The sequence below is a fragment of the Kibdelosporangium philippinense genome (assembly GCF_021390435.2).
Taxonomy (GTDB): Bacteria; Actinomycetota; Actinomycetes; order Mycobacteriales; family Pseudonocardiaceae; genus Kibdelosporangium; species Kibdelosporangium philippinense.
The window spans coordinates 691,508-709,381 of record NZ_JAJVCN010000004.1 but is presented as its reverse complement, the minus strand read 5'-3'; the positions used below and the strand labels follow the sequence as shown (position 1 = coordinate 709,381).

Sequence of the window (17,874 nt, the reverse complement as noted above, 5' to 3'; positions counted from 1 at the left end):
TCAGCGCCCGCCGCCTAGGACGATCTCCGCCGCCCGCTCGGCGATGGCGAGGACGGTGGCGTTGATGCCGTGCACCCGCAGCTCAGCGTCCACCACGGCACCCATTCGTACAGTGCCTACGGGATGAAAGTATGTCCCAATTGTACGGTTGTGGTGTTCACGAATGTCCTTGGCACCGAACTGGGGCCGCAAGTCCGACTCGATCGCGGACAGTCAGCGGATCGAGCCGTGTCCGTGGAGACCGGGCCACGACAGCGACGATCACGAGAGCAATGGTCGCTATCACCGCGTGTGATACTGGGGCAAATCTCCCGCGCTGGAACGACCGACCATGTGCTCCTCGCGGTCCTCGATCCACTTCACCGGACGCCCGGTGCGCACGGCGGCGAGGCAGACCAGCAACTCGTCGTCATAGACGTGCACCTTCGCCCCGAACGCGCCGCCGACATCCGGGGTGATCACGTGAACCTGCGACAGCCGCAGCCGCAGGGTTTCCGCGATCTGGTCCCTGGCATCCTGTGACGCCTGGGTGGAAAGCCACACTGTCAACTCTTGCCTGGCTTGCGACCAGTCCGCTCGGACAGCCTGGAGTCGACGGCCGCGCAGGTCCCAGAACGGATCGCAGTGGTCGACGGCGAGCTGCGGCTGAGTTACGCGGCGATCGACGCCCTCACCAACCGCGCCGCCAACCTGTTGAGCTCGTTGGGTCTGCAGCCTGGCGGCACCGTGGCCCTCTCATGCCCCAACTCGTTCTACTTCCCCGTCGTCTACCTCGGAGCCCTGAAGGCCGGGCTGACTGTCGTCTCCCTCAACATCTTGCTCAAAGCCACAGAGATCGCCTACCACCTGAAGGATTCGGGTGCGAAGGCCTACGTGGCCTTCGAGGGATCGCCCCAGCTGCCAGTCGGCGACGAGGCCTTGAAGGCCTTCGGCAAGATCGACACCTGTGTCCACTTCGTACACATCGCAACGAGCGAAGCAACCACTGACGGCATCGTCGACTTCGTAAGCGAGTTGGCTGAACATTCCGCAGAATTCACCACCGTCGACATGTCCGAAACGGACACTGCGGTCGTGCTCTACACTTCAGGCACAAGCGGGCAGCCAAAGGGCGCCGAACTGACACACCGTGGCATGCGCCTCAACGCACTCGCCGGTAACGACACGTTTGGCGCAGACCTGGACCGGCCAGACGTGTTCTTGTGTGTCCTCCCGTTGTTCCACTCGTTCGCCCAGACCGTAGTCCTGAACGCGGCTTTCGCCTACGGTGGCACAGTCGTGCTCGTGCCGCGGTTCGATGAGCACGTGGTGCTCGAACTGATTGCGCGTCACCAAGTCACGATTTTCGCGGGAATGCCCACAATGTACTCGCGGGTGCTCGAAGTTCCACAACAGGAGAAACTACAGCTGCGTAAGGCATTGTCCGGTGGCGCCGCGCTGCCAGCAGATGTCCACCACCGGATGCGTGAGCATTTCGGTGTCGAAGTGCTTGAGGGATATGGCCTTTCGGAGACGTGCGGTGTGGTGAGCTGCACATCATCCAGTATCGAGCCACGACAAGGCTCTGTCGGTGTACCGATCGCCGGTTTCGGGATGCGCCTTGTCGACGACGACTGGTCGACGATCGAAGGTCCCGGTGAGATCGCGGTCCGTAGCCTGAGTATGTTCACCGGATACCGTGGCCGCCTTGCCGAGACGGCAGAAGTGTTGGCAGACGGGTGGTTTCGCGCCGGTGACATCGGACGCCGCGACGAAGACGGCTACTACTACCTCGTCGACCGGAAGAAGGACCTGATCATTCGCGGTGGCTTCAACGTGTACCCGCGAGAGATCGAAGAGGTGCTGATGGATCATCCCGATGTGACACTGGCAGCCGTGATCGGGATCCCAGACAAAGACCGCGGCGAAGAGATCAAGGCTGTGGTTGTCCGCTCAGGAGACCTGACCGAGGTCGAGCTCCGCACGTGGGCCACAGAACGCCTCGCGGCCTACAAGTACCCGCGGATCATCGAATTCGTCGACACGATGCCGCTGACAGCCAGCGGGAAAATCCTCAAACGCGCCCTGCCGCGGTGAGTTCAGTCAGAGGTATTGCCCGACCCGGATGGCGGCGCCCTCCGGTATGGCGACGCCGGTGTCGAGCAGCGATGCCTCGTCGTAGATGCCCTTGTCCTCAGCGAAGTACATGTTCCACGCGACCGCGTAGCCGCCTTTGAAGTCGTCCGCTTCCAGTGAGAACACGTAGCAGTCTGGCAGGCAGCCGCATCTCCGTCACGCCACGGAACATCACGTCGATCCTGGTTGACCTGTCGACACTCATGTTGCTGCGCAACAACAACACCTGATGCGAGACATTGTAGTACCAGAGCTGGAACGGCCGCTCGAACCTGACCGCCATACTGACGTCCTCGTAGTGGTCTGCCATCTCATCCCCCATTTCGCCGATGGTCTGCCGACCATCGTAGAAGCCGACCTCCGCGCCTTGGCCAGCGGGTGACGGCCGGATGACAGTGGAATGAAGACGGCCCGTGGTCTGCTGGGACAGTCCCGAAGTTCGTTGAGATTACGGAGTCCTGATGAAACTCGGCAGGAAGTGGGCGGCTGCGGCCGTTGTACTGGCTACCACGATCGCGCCATTCGCTGTCACGGCGTCAACTGCCAACGCCGATGATGCACCGTGCGGCTTCTACAAGGATATCAACGCCTACTACAACCACTGCGGCGACAACTGGGTGACCATCAAGGTCGACAACTGGAACGACAGAGACGAATGGACATACTGTTCCGCCCCGTGGCAGGACAAGTATCTCGGCCCGTCGAACGTTGTCAGCTTCGCACACTTCGCGAAAGTAGGCTGCTGACATAGGAACCGGCCACGGGAAAGCTCCCGTGGCCGGTTGTCAGACCGATCGGCAAAGAATCGAATGGTGCAACGCCTGCAGCTCGTCACCAGGGTCAAGGCCGAGTTCGTCGGCCAAACGGCGAGAAATAGTCTGGTAAGCCTGTAAAGCATCCGCCTGACGGTCGCAACGGTACAGCGCCAGCATCAGCTGAGCCCAGAACCGTTCCCGCAGTGGATGATCCCGGCTGAGCGATGTCAACTGCGCGACCACACGAGCGTGCTGCCCGAGGCGCATGCGGGCGTCCATCAGTCGTTCCACGGCGTGCAAACGCTCCTCGACCAACTGAGGAAACGCGTCCCTGAGCAAGCGAACGTCAGCCAGGGGTTCGTCCCGCCACAGCGCTAGCGCTTGTTCAAGAAGTACGACCTTCGAAGCACAATCGGCCACACGGTCTGCTTGCTCGGTCAGCCGTCGGAAACGCGTCAGGTCCAACTGGTCCGGCTGAACGTGGATCACGTATCCCGTCGAAGTGGTGTGCACGAGCCCCTCGCCAAGCACCCGGCGAAGACGGCCAGCATGTGTCTGGACGGCCCCACGCTGATGGACCGGCCGTATTCCCTCCCACAGGCAGTCGGCCAGTTCCCCCACCGTCACCACCTGGTTGGCCCGCAACAAGAGTACTGCCAACAGTGCCCGGACCCGGCCTGCCGGAAGCGGCAGCGGCCGGTTGCCGTACAGGACCTGGACGGACCCGAGTACCCGGAATTCCACGTCAGCCGCGCGACTTCCCGCCATGTCACAGATGGTTCCACAGAACACCTGGTACACAACCATTTCACGCCACGCTGAAACAGCCAAGTGGCGTTTGACAGTGGTTTCCGCGACCATTCGAAAAGCACCTGCCTGTTCAGGGCCACAAGGCCGAGCCATGGCGTGACTCAGGTGTCACGGGACGGTCTGGCATTGACGCTTTCGTCGGCGAGGACGCACGCTGGCCGACGATTGCCTGGCCCGGCATTGCGGTCATTGGCGACGCGTCACCACTCGCTGGTGATAACCTTGCATGAAGCGATCAGTTTACTGATCCGCATGGTGGTGGGAGGTAGTCCGTGACCAAGAAGCAGCCGGGCCCGCAAACCCTGGCCGAGAAGGTGGACTACCTGTTCAGGGAAGTACATCCGCGTAATCGCAAACCTTTCACGCATCCCGAGGTGGCACAAGCGACCGGCCTGTCCACTGGACTGCTCTCCGCACTGCGTTCGGGCAAGAACGTCAATCCGACCAAGGACACCCTGGAGAAACTGGGGAAGTTTTTCGGTGTCTCGGCCGCCTACTTCCTCGACGACGAGCTCTCCGAACCGGTCAGTGCTCAGATCGCCTTGGCCGCGTTGCTGCGTGACGCCGGCATCGCTCGGGTGGCCGCTAGAATGGTCGGTCTGTCCGATGGCAGCCTTGAGACCGTCACGGCCATGACCGAGCAGCTTCGCAAGCTGGAAGGGCTCGACTCTGACCATGCTGGGAGGCGCCGAAGTTGAGGTGGCACCGCGGGCTCCGCCAGGTCGAACGGCGGTGCCGGCGCGTGGTGAGCCAACTGGCGCTCCCGGAAACTCGCGACGTACAAGAGTTATGCCACTCGGTCGGCGAACGGCGGGGCAGGCCGATCGTGCTGATGGCGGTACCTATGTCGGCTTCGGGCGCATGCGGGCTGTGGATGGCTGGAGCCGGCGTGGACTACATCTGTTACGAGCGTGAGACCACGCCTGTCCACCAAGACCACATCGTGTTGCACGAACTGGGACATATTCTCTGCGAGCACCCGGGATCCGAGCCCGTCGAGCAGGCGCTGGCCACCATCTTCCCCGATCTGAGCGACGCAACCCTCAAGATCATGCTGGCCCGGCAGCACGCGGGTTTCTCCGACCAGCACGAGGCCGAAGCGGAGACCATGGCTTATCTGATCTCGGAGAAGATCGACACACGGCCACGCCGCACGCACGGGGAACTCACCGAGATGAGCGACCGGCTGAGCCAGGCGCTGGAACCGTAACCGAATGCCCCTGGCCAGCATTGTCCATCTCGTCGCGCTGGTGACCATCGCCATCGCGGTCGCCTATCGAGCCACGACCTGGCGTGAGGATCACAAGGTTCCCGCGGGCAGGGCGCTGTCGCTGGCGATGGTGAACCTGTTCGTGGTCTATCTGCTTGGCTGGGCGCCGTTCTACTGGTTGGCCTACGACCTGCTCGGGCGAATTCCCAGCCTGCCTCAGGTCATCCAGCACATCGCGTGGATGGCCATGTCCTGCTACGCCCACCTGTTCGTCATCCGTGTGTCCACACCCATCGGCCGTATGCGCAAACGCCTGCGCTTCGGTCATGGGCTGTTCGCGGTGGCACTGCCATTGCTGCTGATCGGGTACGTGATCGGTCCGCTGCGTATCGGACTGCCCATTGTCGGGCCGAGCGGCACGCACGATCCAGGCGTGCTCGTCTACGACCTGATCTGGGAAACCCACAACATCATCGTCCTTGTCGACATCATGCTCGTCCGTTGGCGAAGCATGGCCATTGAGCGCACCTTCCTGCGGGTCGGCGTTCGCTTCATGGGTCTTGGCTGCCTTATCTGGCTGCTCATGCTGATCCACAAGGTGATTTACCAAGCGATCGTCAGCATGGGCTACACTTTGCCCTACGAGGAGAACGGGGTGCATGGCATCCAGTTCCTGTTCTCCGCGCCGGGAGTGTGCTTCCTGGTGACAGGTATGACGATCCCGTCATGGGGACCACGCGTGGCCAGGTACTGGCACCGGCTTCGTGCCTATCACCAGCTGACGCCGCTGTGGGAGGCACTCACCCCGGCCCGGGCGGCCATGCCAGGCGCGGCCTTGCGAAGCCGGAATTCCCGGCTACGCCAACGAGTTATCGGCATCCGCGACGCACTGGTAGGCCCGCTGCGCGACCATCTGGACGAGAACACCATCCATCTGGCCAAGCAGCGGGCCATGCGGTCGGGCCTGACCGAGGATGACGCGCAGGCCGTCGCTGAGGCCGCCGTCATCGCGGCAGCGGTGTCCGCACACACCAACAGCAAGGCCGCCGCACCCCCGGACCACCGACCGCCACAACTGCGCTGGGCACAGGACTTCGACGCGGAAACAGCCTGGCTGGTCAAGGTCAGTCAGGCGTACCACCGCTCGCCCATCGTCTCCGCGATCGTGGAGTCCCTGCGTTAGTCAGTCTGTCCTCTGGTGAAGACGCCCGTTGAGGGGTGAAAATCGGTGTTGGCTGCCCGCTGACGTCGTTGTCTCTATGGTCTGTGAAGGCCGTGCGTTAGTCGGACGCTGGGAGCCCTTGGTGGGCCCTTGATTGTTGCTTCGAGCACGCGGATCAGATTCGTTGTTGCCTGGGCTCCCGCGGGTAGCCGCCCCGCCGGACGCTCGGGGAGAGGCCGATGTTGGAGCAGACACAGGACAACGAGGAGATCATCGCGCGGGTGGCCGCGTTGGATATCGGTAAGGCCGAGGTGATGTGTTGTGTCCGGGTGCCCGATGAGGCGCGTCCGGGTAAGCGGCTGCAGGAGGTCCGGCCGTACTCGACGATGACCCGGTCGTTGCTGGTGCTGGCTGATCGGCTGGCCGGGCTGGGCGTGACCCGGGTGGTCATGGAGTCCACATCGGACTATTGGAAGCCGGTGTTCTACCTGTTGGAGGCGCACGGGTTCGAGACCTGGCTGGTCAACGCCCGCGATGTCAAGCATCTGCCCGGCCGGCCGAAGACGGATCGATTGGACGCGGTGTGGTTGTGCAAGGTCGCCGAACGGCAGATGATCCGGCCCAGTTTTGTCCCGCCGTCACCGATCCGCCGGCTACGGGATCTGACCCGGTATCGGCGTGACCTGGTCGAGGTCTGCACCGCGGAGAAGCAGCGGGTGGAAAAGCTCCTGGAAGATGCCCAGATCAAGCTCTCGGTGGTGGTCTCGGACATCTTCGGGGTGTCCGGCCGGGCCATGCTGGCCGCGCTGGTCGCCGGGCAGCGGGACCCGAAGGTACTCGCGCAGCTGGCCCGCACCTCGATGCGGCGCAAGATCGGCAGGCTGGAAGAGGCGTTCACCGGGTTTTTCACCGATCATCACGCGTTCCTGTTGTCGACCATGCTGGCCCGGGTGGATGCCGGGATCGCTGACGTCGCCCGAGTGGATGCCGCGATCGAGGAGTTGATCGCCCCTTTCGCCACAGCGGTCGACCAGCTTGATGAGATCACCGGCGTCGGGCGCACCGCCGCCCAGGTAGCCATCGCCGAGATCGGGCTGGACATGGCACGCTTCCCAACTCCGGGCCACCTGTGTTCCTGGGCCAAGTTCGCTCCCGGGGTGTCGGAGTCGGCCGGCAAGAAGAAAGGCAAAGCTGCCACCGGGCACGGCAACCCTTACCTGGCCCGAATCCTGGGCGAGGCCGCAGTGTCCGCCAGCAGGACCAACACTTTTCTCGGCGAACGCTACCGGCGCATCGCTCGCCGCAGTGGCGCCAAGAAGGCCATCGTCGCGGTCGGCCGTTCCATTCTCGTGATCATGTGGCACCTGTTATCCGACCCCAACGCCCGGTTCCGTGACCTCGGCGCCGACTACTTCGTCCAGCACACCAACACTCAACGCAAGGTCCGCAACCACATCAGCCAACTGGCCGCTCTGGGCTATCGCGTCACCCTCGAACCCGCGGCCTGACAACCCAACTACCAACCCGGCTCCGCTGCGCTACGCCGGGTGCCTTCGGCCTGCCCACTCACCATCGATTTTCGGATCAGTGCTTACATTGGGTGGAACTGCCACTGGCTGTTGATGGCGCCATCACAGTTCCACAGGATGACCCGTCGTCCTTCAACGATGCCATGGTCGACATTGAGACACTTACTGGTCGGACTGTGGAATGGCACGATCCATGAACCGGCAAACCCGAATCGCTGGTTATGCGCCCCGTTACAGGCGAAGACGATCAGCGGGGTGTTGTTCACGTACTGGCCATTTGGCACGTCGAGGCACTTCGTTCGGTCGTAGCACGGATGCAGGTACGAACCACCTTCGGCGGCAGGCTCCACCACCCACGTTTGATTTGTCCCGTTGGTGTCACGCCAGACGATGACATCCCGGACCGCGTTTTTCACGTCCATGACGAGGCCGCTGTCGGCTGCCTCAAATTCCCAATGGCGCCAGGACGGATGCATCCTTGAGTCACAATCCGGTCTGTTCACTCTTGGGTCTGACGTGCCGACCGGCGGGCTCGCGCTGGGGCCCGGCACGCCTGGTTCAGCGCTGGTGACCCCGCTCATCGAGAACAGCAGTGCCAGCACGGCGACGGTGAGCGCCACGGGAGCTCCGGCGCTGGCGAGAAATCTGTTTCGCATGGTTGGTTTCCTCCATTGGTTCGTGGAATGACGGCAGACTCGTTTGGCCGGCTACGTCGCCAGGGCCCGGACGACGGTCATGCTCCGTTGTCGCTGTCCGCGCAATGCTCTTGGCGCCCAGGAAGATCTGCGTCTGATCGGGTGTGTCTGGCGGACGCCCGCCAGACACACCCTTGATTACTGACGATTAGGGGAAGGAGCAGCCGGTTATGGTGACGAAGCTGGCTGGCTCTGGTGTGATTTCTTTACGGGGCGTGTCCCAGTGCACGATGCTGCCCGCAGGAGACGCTTTGCACTGATGGAGCCAGGTGTAAGTGTTTCCCTTCCCGTTGGAGAGGACCGGCGCCACCGGGTAGAGGTTGTCGCCCCAGCAGTTGTGCCAGGTGAGTCTCCAGCCGTTGCCCCATGACGTCACATTCGCACCGCAGGCGAGTGTGGTGTTGTCGGCAACCTGAGTTCCTGCCGTTGCCGGCTCTGCCGAGGCGCTGCTCGCAGCCGGGATCGCGATCGCCGCCAACGCGGTGGTCACACCAGCAAGGATCTTCATTTTCATAGTGTTCCCACTCCTTGGTTGTGTCATCTCAGTGAACGGCCAATTCGGTTCGATCGACTTCGTGAGGCGCCATTCCCGTCGCCAGCGCGGACTACCTTCCACTGTGGACAGGCGAGGCATTCCATCGACATCAACCGGTAAACGATGTGGCCAGGCGGGCCGAGATCAGTATGGACGCGTCCGGCGCCGAGGATCGACAGACCGACGTCGTAGCCGAGGTAAACTTTGGCGGTACCGCTTACCCGTCGTCGCGAACGAGCGCGTTCAGCTCCATCTGGCCAGGGACGACAAGTCCGCTTTCGTAGGCGAACACAACAATCTGCGCCCTGCTGGAAATATGCAGCTTCGCCATGGCGCGGTTGAGATGTGTCTTGACGGTGGCCGCACCGATGAACAGTTTCGCCGCGATATCCCCATTGGTCATGCCCATACCGGCCAACCGGACCACTTCGAGCTCTCGCTCGGTCAGCACGTCCAGGCGCCCGGCGAATCCGGTCGAATGGATTCCACGCCGGGTATAGGCCTCAACGAGTCGTCGTGTGACGGTCTCCGCGAACAGCCGTTCGCCTTTCGCGACAACACGAATACCATTGTGCAACATGTCGACAGAGGTATCCTTCAGCAGGAATCCCGCCGCTCCAGCGCGAAGTGCGGCGTAGACATACTGGTCGACATCCAGCACCGTCAGCATCAGGATCGCTGGTTTGTCCACACCGGACTGTGACAGGATTTCCGCAGTGGCTTCGACTCCGTCAAGCGCTGGCATCCTGATGTCCATGAGCACGACGTCCGGGGTCAGTTGTTCCGCCATGGCCACGGCTTCCTTGCCGTTTCGTGCCTCGCCGACCACGTACGCGTCCGCGCTTGTGTCCACGAGCGCCGCGAAGCCAGACCGAAGCAGGTCCTCGTCGTCGACGACCAACACGCTGATCACGGGGATCTCATCGCCTCCGGCATCAGCGGCAGGCGTAGGTCCACGCGGAAACCCCCGCTTGCCAACGGTTCACAGCGCACGACGCCACCGCACTGGTTTGCCCGCTCTCGCATCCCTGCCAGACCGCGGCCGGTACGCGGGTCTGCGGAGGACGGCAGGCCTGTGTTCGCCACACTGGCCGCGAAAAAGTCGTCCTGATAGTCGAGACAAACATCCACTGTGGCCTGTTCCGCGTGTTTGACGACGTTCGTCAGCGATTCCTGGATCACCCGGTAGGCACACAGTTCAAGCGCTGGCGGCAACGCACGAGGTGTGCCGACCACTCGCACATTCACAGGCACACCTGCGGCCTTTATCCGCCGCACGAGCCGGTCGACAACGGTCGATGTGAGCAATCCGGTCGAAACACTGGCTGGACCGACGAGTTCGTCATTCGAGCGAAGCGCGTGCAGCAGACGTCGCAACTCGTCGAGCGATTCGTTGCTGGTGGAGCTGATCGCGTGCAACGCCCTGCTCGACGCGCCCGAGTCGGACTCCAGCAAGCGTTGCGCGAGGTTCGCGTGTACCGAGACCACCGCGATGTGATGGCCGACAACATCGTGCAATTCACGGGCAACCCACGCACGCTCCTCGGTAACCGCGCGCTTGGCACGAGATGCGCTGTGCCGACGCGACCGAACCGCATGTCCGATCGCGACCGCAAGAATCCCTTGCGTGAGCAGGTGCGGAAGTCCATCAAGCCAACCCTCTACATGCCCCAGCACCACACTCAGTTTGGTGATCACGAGCGACACCGCGACCATCCCGGCCGAGACAGGCAACGTGTAATCGACCGCAACCGTATACGCGGCAACAAGAGGACCGAAGAAACCGACCGAAGTCTGGAACCGGAGCACAAAGAACGCGCTCAACGCGAGCACGGTCAGAACCAGGACCACAGCGGGAAAGCGCCTTCGTACCAACAGCGGCAGCCCGGTGAATGCGGCAAGTCCATAGCCCACGGCTGCGGGGGCACGGCCAATTGGATCGGCGACCTGTATGGCTGCCCCCGTAACGGCGACCGTCAGCACCACATCGCCGACGATCGGATGACGGCACAACAACAATGCCCCCTCACCTCCCCCTGATCAGCAAGATAATGGTGACCGGCAAGCCTGATCACTAAACTGACCGTGACGAGAGCATAGCCACCACCGTCACGCTCAGTCAACAAGATGACCAGCCATCGACTTGTGATCAGTTTAGTGCCATGCACACCTTCCGGTTCAGCACCGAACTCATTGTGCTGGAACGGAGAACTCGGTATGTAGGTACGTACGACACGGCTCAGGAGGTGCAGGTGGGTAGCGCACACCGGATCAGCTTGCTCGGCACCGGGCTCATCGGTGACTTCTACGCGACGGCGTTGTCCGGACGGCGTGGCATGGACCAGGTCACGGTCGCATATTCCCGGTCAGCGGAGCGTGCCGCAGCGTTCGCGCAACGCTGGGAAATCCCGCACCACACCACGGATCTGCGCGCGGCCATCGAGCACCCCGATACCGACATCGTGGTCATCGGCCTGCCGAACGATCTGCACGAGGAAGCCGTCGCATTGTCCGCGGCGGCAGGCAAGGCCGTGTTGTGCACCAAACCGTTGGGACGCACGGCCGAGGAGGCAAAGCGGATCCTAGACATCGTTGAGAACGCGGGAGTGTTCGCTGGGTACCTCGAAGACCTTGTCTACACACCGAAGACGCTCAAGGCCGTCGAAGCCGTGCGCCGTGGCGCGGTCGGCGATGTGCTGTGGGTGCGCTCCCGCGAAACGCATCCTGGTCCGCACAGTGCCTGGTTCTGGGACACGCGGAAGGCAGGCGGCGGCGCGATCGTTGACCTTGGCTGCCACTGCGTCGAGATCATTCGCGGGTTCGTCGGCAAGGGCAACCGGCCGGTCGAGGTGATGTGCTGGGCGGACACTTTGGTGCACCCCATCGAGGCCGAGGACAACGCGGTCGGGCTGGTGAAGTTCGACAGCGGCGCGATCGGCCAGTTCGAGGTGTCGTGGACGTTCCGCGGCGGGATGGACCTGCACGACGAGGTGCAGGGCAGCGAGGGCACGATCTGGCTCAACCACTTCCTGCGCACCGGTTTCGAGATGTTCTCCAGCGGCGGTGGCGGTTACGTCGCCGAGAAGGCCGAGTCCGAGTCCGGCTGGATCTACCCGGTCGGCGACGAGATCGGCGAACTTGGTTACGTGGACATGTTCACGGACATGTTCGACGCGCTCGACCAAGGCACCCAGCCGACCGAGACGTTCTACGACGGGTACGTGGTCAACGCGATCATGGACGCCTGCTACCGATCGGTCGCCTCGCGGTCATGGGAGCCCATCGATGTCCAGTGGCGCGCGGGCAGCACACCGCGGGTGACACGCACCGCCGCCACGCACGACGGACGTACCGTGATCAAACGGGAGACCCTGCCGGATGGCCGAATCAAGCTGATCCTCAAGGACGAACAGACCGGCGAGTTCGAAGATCGCCTCGTCTGCGATCAACCAGATGGTCCTTGACCTGCTCAAAAACCCGGCCCTACGCTGATCGCTTCGCAGGTCTGGACAACTGCTCCCCAAGGGAGGGAAGCGGAGATGGTCTGGAATGGCGCACGTCGGGCAGTCACCCCCGCGATCTTGGGGCTCGTCACGGCAGGCCTTGTGGCCTGCGGCGAACCGAACAGCACTGACGGTGACCGCAAGTACGTGATCGGGGTGAGCAACACGCTGGTCGGCAACGGCTGGCGGGAGGAGATGATCTGCGCGGTCAAGGCCGAGGCACTGGCCAGCGGCAAGGTCAGCAAGGTTGTCGTCGCCAACCGCAACGGCGGCCCGACCGAACAGATCGCCGATCTGCGCAGCCTGATCTCGCAAGGGGTCAACGCGATCATCGTCAACCCGTCCGATCGGGAGAAGCTCAACCCGGTTATCAAGCAGGCCAAGGAAAAAGACATCGTGGTGGTCTCGGTGGACCAGGCGGTCAGCGAGCCGACCGCGTACACGGCAACCAACGACCAGGTTGCCTACGGCAGGCTCGGCGGCGAATGGCTCGCCAAAGCATTGGGCGGCAACGGCAACGTGGTCGAAATGCGCGGCATCGCCGGTGTCCCGGCCGATGACGACCGGCACAAGGGGTTCACCGAGGCGATCGCGAAGTATCCCGGCATCAAGGTGGTCAAGGAGGTCTTCACCGGCTGGGACTACTCGAAGGGCGGGCAGCAGGCGCTGGATCTGCTGAACTCGTCAACCAAGATCGACGGTGTCTGGACCTCCGGCATCGACTACACGGTTGTCCGGTCGTTCCAGACGCTGAACAAGCCGTTCGTGCCGATCGTCGGCGCCGACAACAACGAGTTCATCAACCAGCTGCTCACCTTGAACGGCAACGGGCTCAACGGTGCCGCGGTGACCAACCCGGCGACCATCGGCGGGGTCGGCACGTCGATCGCACTGGATGTGTTGGACGGCAAGCAGATGCCGCGCGAAGCGTTGCTCACCCCGCAGGTCTGGGACTTCCAGTCGGCCAAGGACCAGTTGCGGAAGAACTACTTCCCCGACCGGGATCCGACGTACAGCTCACAGGTCGAAGTGAAGCCGTACACCGACTACACGCCTGAACAATTGTTTGCTTGCAAGGGCCCGGGAGACTGACATCACCGAGTCACTTTTGGACACTCGCGGGGTCGCCAAGCGGTACGGACCGGTGGCGGCCCTGCAGTCGGTCGACCTCACAGTGACGCCGGGCGAGGTCCATGCTCTGGTGGGCGCCAACGGGGGTGGCAAAAGCACGCTCGTCAAAATCCTGAGCGGGGTGCTGCAGCCCGACGGCGGAGTTGTCGAAGTCGCCGGCCGCCCGGTCCGGCTCCGCTCCCCCCGCCAAGGCACGCGCAAGCGGCATCGCGCCGGTCTTCCAAGATCCGGCGTTCGTCCCCGACCTCACGGTGGCCGAGAACCTCCGGCTCACCGGTACCGATCGGGGCGCGTTTCGGCGCAGGCTTGGCGAACTCGGCCTCGACGATGTCGAACTTGGTTCGCTGGCGCGCGGATTACCGTTGCCGTTACTGCGAATGCTCGACCTGGCGCGCGCATTGGCACACGAACCCAAGTTGCTGTTGCTCGACGAGATGACGGCTGCCCTGCCCGCCGACTACGCCGACCGCGTGTTCACCGCGATCCGACGGGCCAGGGACACGGGCCAGTCCGTGCTTTTCATCTCCCACAGGCTGTTGGAGGTCCAGGAGATCTGCGACCGGGTGACCGTGCTGCGTGACGGCCGCAACGTCGTCACCCATCCCACCGCCGAAGCCACCGAGCAGCACATCGTGGCGGCCATGCTCGGCGAGCGTGCCGCGTTGGCGGTCACCCAGCCACAGCAAGTGGTGCGTACTTCCCATGTACTGCCAGGCGAACCGGCGTTGCGGGTGCGCGAGCTGTCCGGTGCTGGGTTTACTGGGGGCCGGCGGGTGCGTGACGTGTCCTTCACGTTGGCCAAAGGTGAAGTACTGGGCATCACCGGGCTGGAAGGACAGGGCCAGGACGAGTTGTTCGCGATGTTGGCTGGCGACCGTCATGCCGCGGGCGGCGAGATTTTCGTTGACGGGCAACGGTTGGTCGCCCGCCATCCCCGGCAAGCGATCCGGCACGGACTCACCCTGGTACCGTCCGACCGTCGGCACGCGCTGTTGCCCCAACGTTCGGTGCGGGAAAACCTCGCGATCGCCCGCTACGCCGCGCCACGCCGTTGGGGATGGATCAACGCTGACCGTGAGCGACAGCAGGTCACCGAGACGATCGACCGGCTGTCCATCGACACGAGGGCGCAGGATCAGGTCCGCCGGTTGTCCGGCGGCAACCAGCAGAAAGTGGCCATCGGGCGCTGGCTGGTCGGCGGCTTCGCCAGTTTGCTGTGCTACGACCCGACCCGCGGCATCGATGTCGGCACCAAGCATCAGATCTACGACCTGTTCGGCGAACTGGCCGCCGCGGGCAATTCGGTGCTGATGTTCACCAGCGAACTACGTGAGATCCCACTGGCTTGCGACCGGGTGCTGGTGCTCTTCGATGGCCGCGTCGCCGCTGAGATGCCTGCGAGCGAGGCTGACGAGGCCACGCTGCTCAACGCGGCACACGGCCTCGCCGACACGCTTGCCGATCCGCGATGACAGCCCCCGCCGCGTCGCGCGTCATCCACCGGCACGCGTGGACCGGTGCCGTGATCGTGTTGTTCGCCATGCTGCTGGCGTGGAACGCTGGCCAGACCGCAGGTTTCGGCGCGTTCGAGATCCAGACAATGCTCGCTTCGACGCTGGCATTGGCGTATTTGGCCATGGCACAGGCGATTGTCGTGATCGGTGGCGGCATCGACCTGTCCGTCGGCGCCGTGATGGTGTTGGTCAACTGCCTGTCGGCGCGGTTGATGGAAGAAACCAGCCTCAGCGGTTCGTTGTTGATCGCGGTCGGCTGCTTGGTCGTCGCCGCCACGATCGGCGCGCTCACTGGCCTGGCCATACGCGCTTCCGGGATCCCGGACATCATCGTGACGCTGGCAACGAGCTTCATGTGGGGCGGCGCGGCACTGTTCGTACTTCGGGCGCCTGGTGGCGGAACTTCCGAGGGATTCCAGGCACTCGTGCTCGGTTCCGGCAGCGACTGGTGGCCAGCTTTGCTGTGCTTGCTGGTCCCGCTTCTGGTGATGTGGACGCCATTGCGCCGTTCCCGGGCCGGGATCGCGATCTACGCTGTCGGCAGTGACAGCGATGCCGCGTACCTGTCCGGTGTGGATCCCTTGCGTACCAAGGTGATCACATACACTGTAGCCGGCTTGTTCAGTGGGCTGGCCGGGATCGCTGTCACCGCCTTCACAGCGGGCGGCAGTCCACAAGCGACCATCGCGATGACGTCAACGCTCACCTCCGTGGCCGCCATCGTTTTGGGCGGAGTGGCGTTGACCGGCGGTGTCGGCGGGCTGCTCGGGCCGGTGATCGCCGTCTGGTGCCTGTACCTGATTCCGAACATCATGCTCGGCCTTGGCGTCGATCCATCCTATGGGCAGGTCATCAACGGGCTGCTGCTTGTGCTTGTCGTACTGGCCGGTGGACTCCTGCGGACCAGGAGGTCGGCATGACCACGCTGAACCGAGTCGCTGGCGCCGACCGTTCGATGCTTGCCCTTGCCGGGGTTTTGGTGGCTTTGATCGTGGCCAACGGCTTGATCGACAGCAATTTCCTCAGCCTGGACCAGCTCCGCAACACCCTGCTGGTCACCGCGCCGCTCGCGTTGCTCGCCGGCGGGCAGACGCTGTGCATGCTCACCGGCGGAATCGACCTGTCGGTCGCGATGACCGCCACCGCGGCTGCGTATGTCGCGGGCGTGCAATCCTCGCAGGGGCCCGCCATCGCCATCACGTCCGGGCTGCTCGTCGGCCTCGGAGTCGGCCTGGTGAACGGCTTGGCCATCGGTGTGTTCGGGGTCAACCCGTTGATCATGACGCTCGGCATGTCCGGCATCCTGACGGGTCTGCTGACCGTGGGCAGCCAGACTTTCCTCGGCGGCGCGACGCGGATGTCCGAACTCGTGCTCGAACTCGGCGGCGGCACGATCATCGGCCCCATCCCGTGGAACCTGTTGGTGTGGCTGCTGCTGGGAAGCGCACTCGTTGTCGGACTGCGCCGCACGGGCCTCGGCAGGCTGATCTACGCCGTCGGCGCCAACCGGGAAGCGTGCAGGCTCGCAGGCGTCCGGATCTGGCAAGTTGAGACAGCTGTCTATACCTTGTGCGCCCTGCTCGCCGCGGTCGCCGGGATCCTCATCGGCGGCCGCAGCGGATCAGTCGACCTTCAGCTCGCCGGAACATCGCTGCTGCCGTCCATCGCCGCCGCGGTGATCGGCGGCACGTCGATCTTCGGTGGCATCGGCGGCTACACCGGGACGATCCTTGGCGCGCTGATCCTTGCCGTACTCGACACAATGCTCAACCTGCTCACCGTCGACGAGCCGGTCAAACAAATCCTGTACGGCGCCATCATCCTGTCCCTCGCCTGGGTTTACGCGCGGAGTGCAGCATTGCGGCAGTAGGCCCTCCGACCCGGTTTTTCCACCGTGCCGGAGGGCGCATGCGACACTAGGCGCAGGCCATGAACTGTTCGACCTGGATCGGAGCACTCGTGCCGGAGCCGTATCCGACGGTCAGCAGCCGCTGCCCCGTGAAACCGCAGGGCTCGGTACGGACGATGGTGTCGGAGTCGATGGTTTGCTGCTGACCAGCGGCGAGCGCCACCGAACCCGAGTCGTCGTCGCGCCACGGAGCACCGATCCGGCTCCAGTCAAGGTTCCACCTGACGGTCCGGGCACTCGACGCGGTGTTGATTACACCGAGGTACCCCTGATGGGCACACGCGCTGGCGTTGCAGGTGTACCGGACACACACTTGGTAACGGATCACCCCGTACCCCGCAGTGCCGGAGCACTTCGAGGACGCCAGGACTTCCTCATCGGCCTGTGCAGGACGGCTTGTGTCGGTGGCGCCAGCGGTACCAGCGCTGAATATCATCGCCAGGCACGCGATCACCATGAATCCCAGAGCTTTCCTCACCATCGGAACCTCTTTCCCTTGGCATCGTGGACAGCGTGCGTCGGCCATGGACGCGCGCGGGAGGGGTTTCCCGTCGACCTCGGCAGTGGGAAACGGTCAACGTGGCGTAGTCGTGCCGCCTGATCGCCCCGCTCGACCGCCAGGTCACGGCGCCGCCGTACTCCCGAAAGGGCTATGCGGATAAAGAAGAACGCTTATCCGCCGCTTATCTCGTTCCCGATAGAACTCGCGGCGGTCCGCACGGGCCGTCGACGAGAGGATTTTCGCGATATGCGAACAAGATTTGCGATGATCGCAGCGGCAGCCGCGGTGGCTGTCGGCCTCACCGGTTTGCCGGGCGTCGCACACGCCGCCCCGCCACCGCAGACGAATATCGTCGGTGGTACGGAAGTGCCAGACGGCAAGTATCCGTTCATGGCGTCGTGGCAAGTTCAAGACAAAGAGCGTCATTCTGGCGACTTGATCACCTCAAAATAGGACAACGACCCCAGGCAAGTAAGATCGTTTTCCTGTCGCAGAAGACAACTT

Annotated in this window: 22 protein-coding genes and 1 pseudogene; 14 read left to right on the top strand and 9 right to left on the bottom strand. The window is 63.5% G+C overall.

Going from position 1 to position 17,874, the window contains the following annotated elements; all coding sequences use genetic code 11:
* The gene (locus LWC34_RS57520; RefSeq protein ID WP_284051889.1) at nt 1-192 is read right to left on the bottom strand and encodes a GMC oxidoreductase; all 192 of its coding nucleotides are present in this window, start codon (nt 190-192) and stop codon (nt 1-3) included.
* A gap of 90 nt (nt 193-282) precedes the next feature.
* Nucleotides 283-543, bottom strand: a complete 261-nt coding sequence (locus LWC34_RS46080; RefSeq protein ID WP_233731584.1) for a molybdopterin cofactor-binding domain-containing protein — start codon at nt 541-543, stop codon at nt 283-285.
* 9 nt (nt 544-552) lie between these two features.
* On the opposite strand from LWC34_RS46080, the gene LWC34_RS46075 reads away from it, so the two are divergent.
* Entirely contained in the window at nt 553-2,076 is a 1,524-nt protein-coding gene (locus LWC34_RS46075) for an AMP-binding protein (RefSeq protein WP_233731583.1), read from the top strand.
* Nucleotides 2,077-2,082: 6 nt separating this feature from the next.
* On the opposite strand, the gene LWC34_RS46070 is transcribed toward LWC34_RS46075, so the two are convergent.
* Entirely contained in the window at nt 2,083-2,241 is a 159-nt protein-coding gene (locus LWC34_RS46070) for a hypothetical protein (RefSeq protein WP_233731582.1), read from the bottom strand.
* Nucleotides 2,242-2,344: 103 nt separating this feature from the next.
* Between LWC34_RS46070 and LWC34_RS46065 the strand changes: the two genes are divergently transcribed.
* Nucleotides 2,345-2,497: a hypothetical protein gene (locus tag LWC34_RS46065; RefSeq protein WP_233731581.1), complete on the top strand. Its 153-nt coding sequence runs from the start codon at nt 2,345-2,347 to the stop codon at nt 2,495-2,497.
* Between the two features lie 79 nt (nt 2,498-2,576).
* The gene (locus LWC34_RS46060) at nt 2,577-2,861 is read left to right on the top strand and encodes a DUF6355 family natural product biosynthesis protein (RefSeq protein ID WP_233731580.1); all 285 of its coding nucleotides are present in this window, start codon (nt 2,577-2,579) and stop codon (nt 2,859-2,861) included.
* A 39-nt stretch (nt 2,862-2,900) separates the two neighbouring features.
* On the opposite strand, the gene LWC34_RS46055 is transcribed toward LWC34_RS46060, so the two are convergent.
* Nucleotides 2,901-3,638, bottom strand: coding sequence for an AfsR/SARP family transcriptional regulator (locus tag LWC34_RS46055; RefSeq protein WP_233731579.1), 738 nt, complete (start codon nt 3,636-3,638; stop codon nt 2,901-2,903).
* A gap of 314 nt (nt 3,639-3,952) precedes the next feature.
* On the opposite strand from LWC34_RS46055, the gene LWC34_RS46050 reads away from it, so the two are divergent.
* The 4 genes from LWC34_RS46050 to LWC34_RS46035 all read left to right on the top strand — a co-directional run bounded on the left by LWC34_RS46050 (nt 3,953) and on the right by LWC34_RS46035 (nt 7,560).
* Nucleotides 3,953-4,378, top strand: a complete 426-nt coding sequence (locus tag LWC34_RS46050) for a helix-turn-helix domain-containing protein (RefSeq protein ID WP_233731578.1) — start codon at nt 3,953-3,955, stop codon at nt 4,376-4,378.
* A gap of 44 nt (nt 4,379-4,422) precedes the next feature.
* A complete protein-coding gene (locus tag LWC34_RS46045; protein ID WP_233731577.1) occupies nt 4,423-4,890 on the top strand; it encodes a toxin in 468 nt (155 codons plus the stop codon).
* Nucleotides 4,891-4,894: 4 nt separating this feature from the next.
* Nucleotides 4,895-6,073 carry an MAB_1171c family putative transporter gene (locus LWC34_RS46040; protein ID WP_233731576.1) on the top strand — a complete coding sequence of 393 codons (1,179 nt, stop codon included), beginning with the start codon at nt 4,895-4,897 and terminating at the stop codon, nt 6,071-6,073.
* Nucleotides 6,074-6,291: 218 nt separating this feature from the next.
* Nucleotides 6,292-7,560, top strand: a complete 1,269-nt coding sequence (locus tag LWC34_RS46035; protein ID WP_233723845.1) for an IS110 family RNA-guided transposase — start codon at nt 6,292-6,294, stop codon at nt 7,558-7,560.
* 83 nt (nt 7,561-7,643) lie between these two features.
* Here LWC34_RS46035 and LWC34_RS46030 read toward each other — a convergent pair whose 3' ends face one another.
* The 4 genes from LWC34_RS46030 to LWC34_RS46015 form a co-directional block, all read right to left on the bottom strand.
* Nucleotides 7,644-8,201 carry an RICIN domain-containing protein gene (locus tag LWC34_RS46030; RefSeq protein WP_233731575.1) on the bottom strand — a complete coding sequence of 186 codons (558 nt, stop codon included), beginning with the start codon at nt 8,199-8,201 and terminating at the stop codon, nt 7,644-7,646.
* A 223-nt stretch (nt 8,202-8,424) separates the two neighbouring features.
* Entirely contained in the window at nt 8,425-8,790 is a 366-nt protein-coding gene (locus LWC34_RS46025) for a hypothetical protein (RefSeq protein ID WP_233731574.1), read from the bottom strand.
* A 238-nt stretch (nt 8,791-9,028) separates the two neighbouring features.
* On the bottom strand, nt 9,029-9,724 hold the full coding sequence (locus LWC34_RS46020; RefSeq protein ID WP_233731573.1) for a response regulator: 696 nt from the start codon (nt 9,722-9,724) through the stop codon (nt 9,029-9,031).
* The gene (locus LWC34_RS46015) at nt 9,721-10,827 is read right to left on the bottom strand and encodes a sensor histidine kinase (RefSeq protein ID WP_233731572.1); all 1,107 of its coding nucleotides are present in this window, start codon (nt 10,825-10,827) and stop codon (nt 9,721-9,723) included. The genes LWC34_RS46020 and LWC34_RS46015 overlap by 4 nt, the downstream gene beginning before the upstream one ends.
* Nucleotides 10,828-10,973: 146 nt before the next feature.
* Between LWC34_RS46015 and LWC34_RS46010 the strand changes: the two genes are divergently transcribed.
* The 6 genes and pseudogenes from LWC34_RS46010 to LWC34_RS45985 all read left to right on the top strand — a co-directional run bounded on the left by LWC34_RS46010 (nt 10,974) and on the right by LWC34_RS45985 (nt 16,829).
* Entirely contained in the window at nt 10,974-12,275 is a 1,302-nt protein-coding gene (locus LWC34_RS46010; protein ID WP_233731571.1) for a Gfo/Idh/MocA family protein, read from the top strand.
* Between the two features lie 75 nt (nt 12,276-12,350).
* Nucleotides 12,351-13,406, top strand: coding sequence for an ABC transporter substrate-binding protein (locus LWC34_RS46005; protein WP_233731570.1), 1,056 nt, complete (start codon nt 12,351-12,353; stop codon nt 13,404-13,406).
* A 52-nt stretch (nt 13,407-13,458) separates the two neighbouring features.
* Nucleotides 13,459-13,572 (top strand): annotated as a pseudogene (locus tag LWC34_RS57515) (ATP-binding cassette domain-containing protein); the annotation flags it as partial.
* Between the two features lie 16 nt (nt 13,573-13,588).
* Nucleotides 13,589-14,917, top strand: coding sequence for a sugar ABC transporter ATP-binding protein (locus LWC34_RS45995; protein ID WP_233731569.1), 1,329 nt, complete (start codon nt 13,589-13,591; stop codon nt 14,915-14,917).
* Nucleotides 14,914-15,879 carry an ABC transporter permease gene (locus tag LWC34_RS45990; RefSeq protein ID WP_233731568.1) on the top strand — a complete coding sequence of 322 codons (966 nt, stop codon included), beginning with the start codon at nt 14,914-14,916 and terminating at the stop codon, nt 15,877-15,879. The genes LWC34_RS45995 and LWC34_RS45990 overlap by 4 nt, the downstream gene beginning before the upstream one ends.
* Nucleotides 15,876-16,829: an ABC transporter permease gene (locus LWC34_RS45985; protein WP_233731567.1), complete on the top strand. Its 954-nt coding sequence runs from the start codon at nt 15,876-15,878 to the stop codon at nt 16,827-16,829. The genes LWC34_RS45990 and LWC34_RS45985 overlap by 4 nt, the downstream gene beginning before the upstream one ends.
* A 46-nt stretch (nt 16,830-16,875) precedes the next feature.
* Here LWC34_RS45985 and LWC34_RS45980 read toward each other — a convergent pair whose 3' ends face one another.
* Nucleotides 16,876-17,346, bottom strand: a complete 471-nt coding sequence (locus LWC34_RS45980) for a hypothetical protein (protein WP_233731566.1) — start codon at nt 17,344-17,346, stop codon at nt 16,876-16,878.
* A 174-nt stretch (nt 17,347-17,520) separates the two neighbouring features.
* On the opposite strand from LWC34_RS45980, the gene LWC34_RS45975 reads away from it, so the two are divergent.
* The gene (locus LWC34_RS45975; RefSeq protein ID WP_233731565.1) at nt 17,521-17,823 is read left to right on the top strand and encodes a hypothetical protein; all 303 of its coding nucleotides are present in this window, start codon (nt 17,521-17,523) and stop codon (nt 17,821-17,823) included.
* Nucleotides 17,824-17,874: the final 51 nt, after the last annotated feature.

Coding starts and splice junctions, on each gene's coding strand:
- LWC34_RS46035 (WP_233723845.1), top strand. CDS start 6,292: ATGTTGGAGCAGACACAGGACAACGAGGAGATCATCGCGCGGGTGGCC.
- LWC34_RS46040 (WP_233731576.1), top strand. CDS start 4,895: ATGCCCCTGGCCAGCATTGTCCATCTCGTCGCGCTGGTGACCATCGCC.
- LWC34_RS45990 (WP_233731568.1), top strand. CDS start 14,914: ATGACAGCCCCCGCCGCGTCGCGCGTCATCCACCGGCACGCGTGGACC.
- LWC34_RS45985 (WP_233731567.1), top strand. CDS start 15,876: ATGACCACGCTGAACCGAGTCGCTGGCGCCGACCGTTCGATGCTTGCC.
- LWC34_RS46065 (WP_233731581.1), top strand. CDS start 2,345: ATGCGAGACATTGTAGTACCAGAGCTGGAACGGCCGCTCGAACCTGAC.
- LWC34_RS46005 (WP_233731570.1), top strand. CDS start 12,351: ATGGTCTGGAATGGCGCACGTCGGGCAGTCACCCCCGCGATCTTGGGG.
- LWC34_RS46055 (WP_233731579.1), bottom strand. CDS start 3,638: ATGGCGGGAAGTCGCGCGGCTGACGTGGAATTCCGGGTACTCGGGTCC.
- LWC34_RS46025 (WP_233731574.1), bottom strand. CDS start 8,790: ATGAAAATGAAGATCCTTGCTGGTGTGACCACCGCGTTGGCGGCGATC.
- LWC34_RS45975 (WP_233731565.1), top strand. CDS start 17,521: ATGCGGATAAAGAAGAACGCTTATCCGCCGCTTATCTCGTTCCCGATA.
- LWC34_RS46010 (WP_233731571.1), top strand. CDS start 10,974: ATGCACACCTTCCGGTTCAGCACCGAACTCATTGTGCTGGAACGGAGA.
- LWC34_RS46060 (WP_233731580.1), top strand. CDS start 2,577: ATGAAACTCGGCAGGAAGTGGGCGGCTGCGGCCGTTGTACTGGCTACC.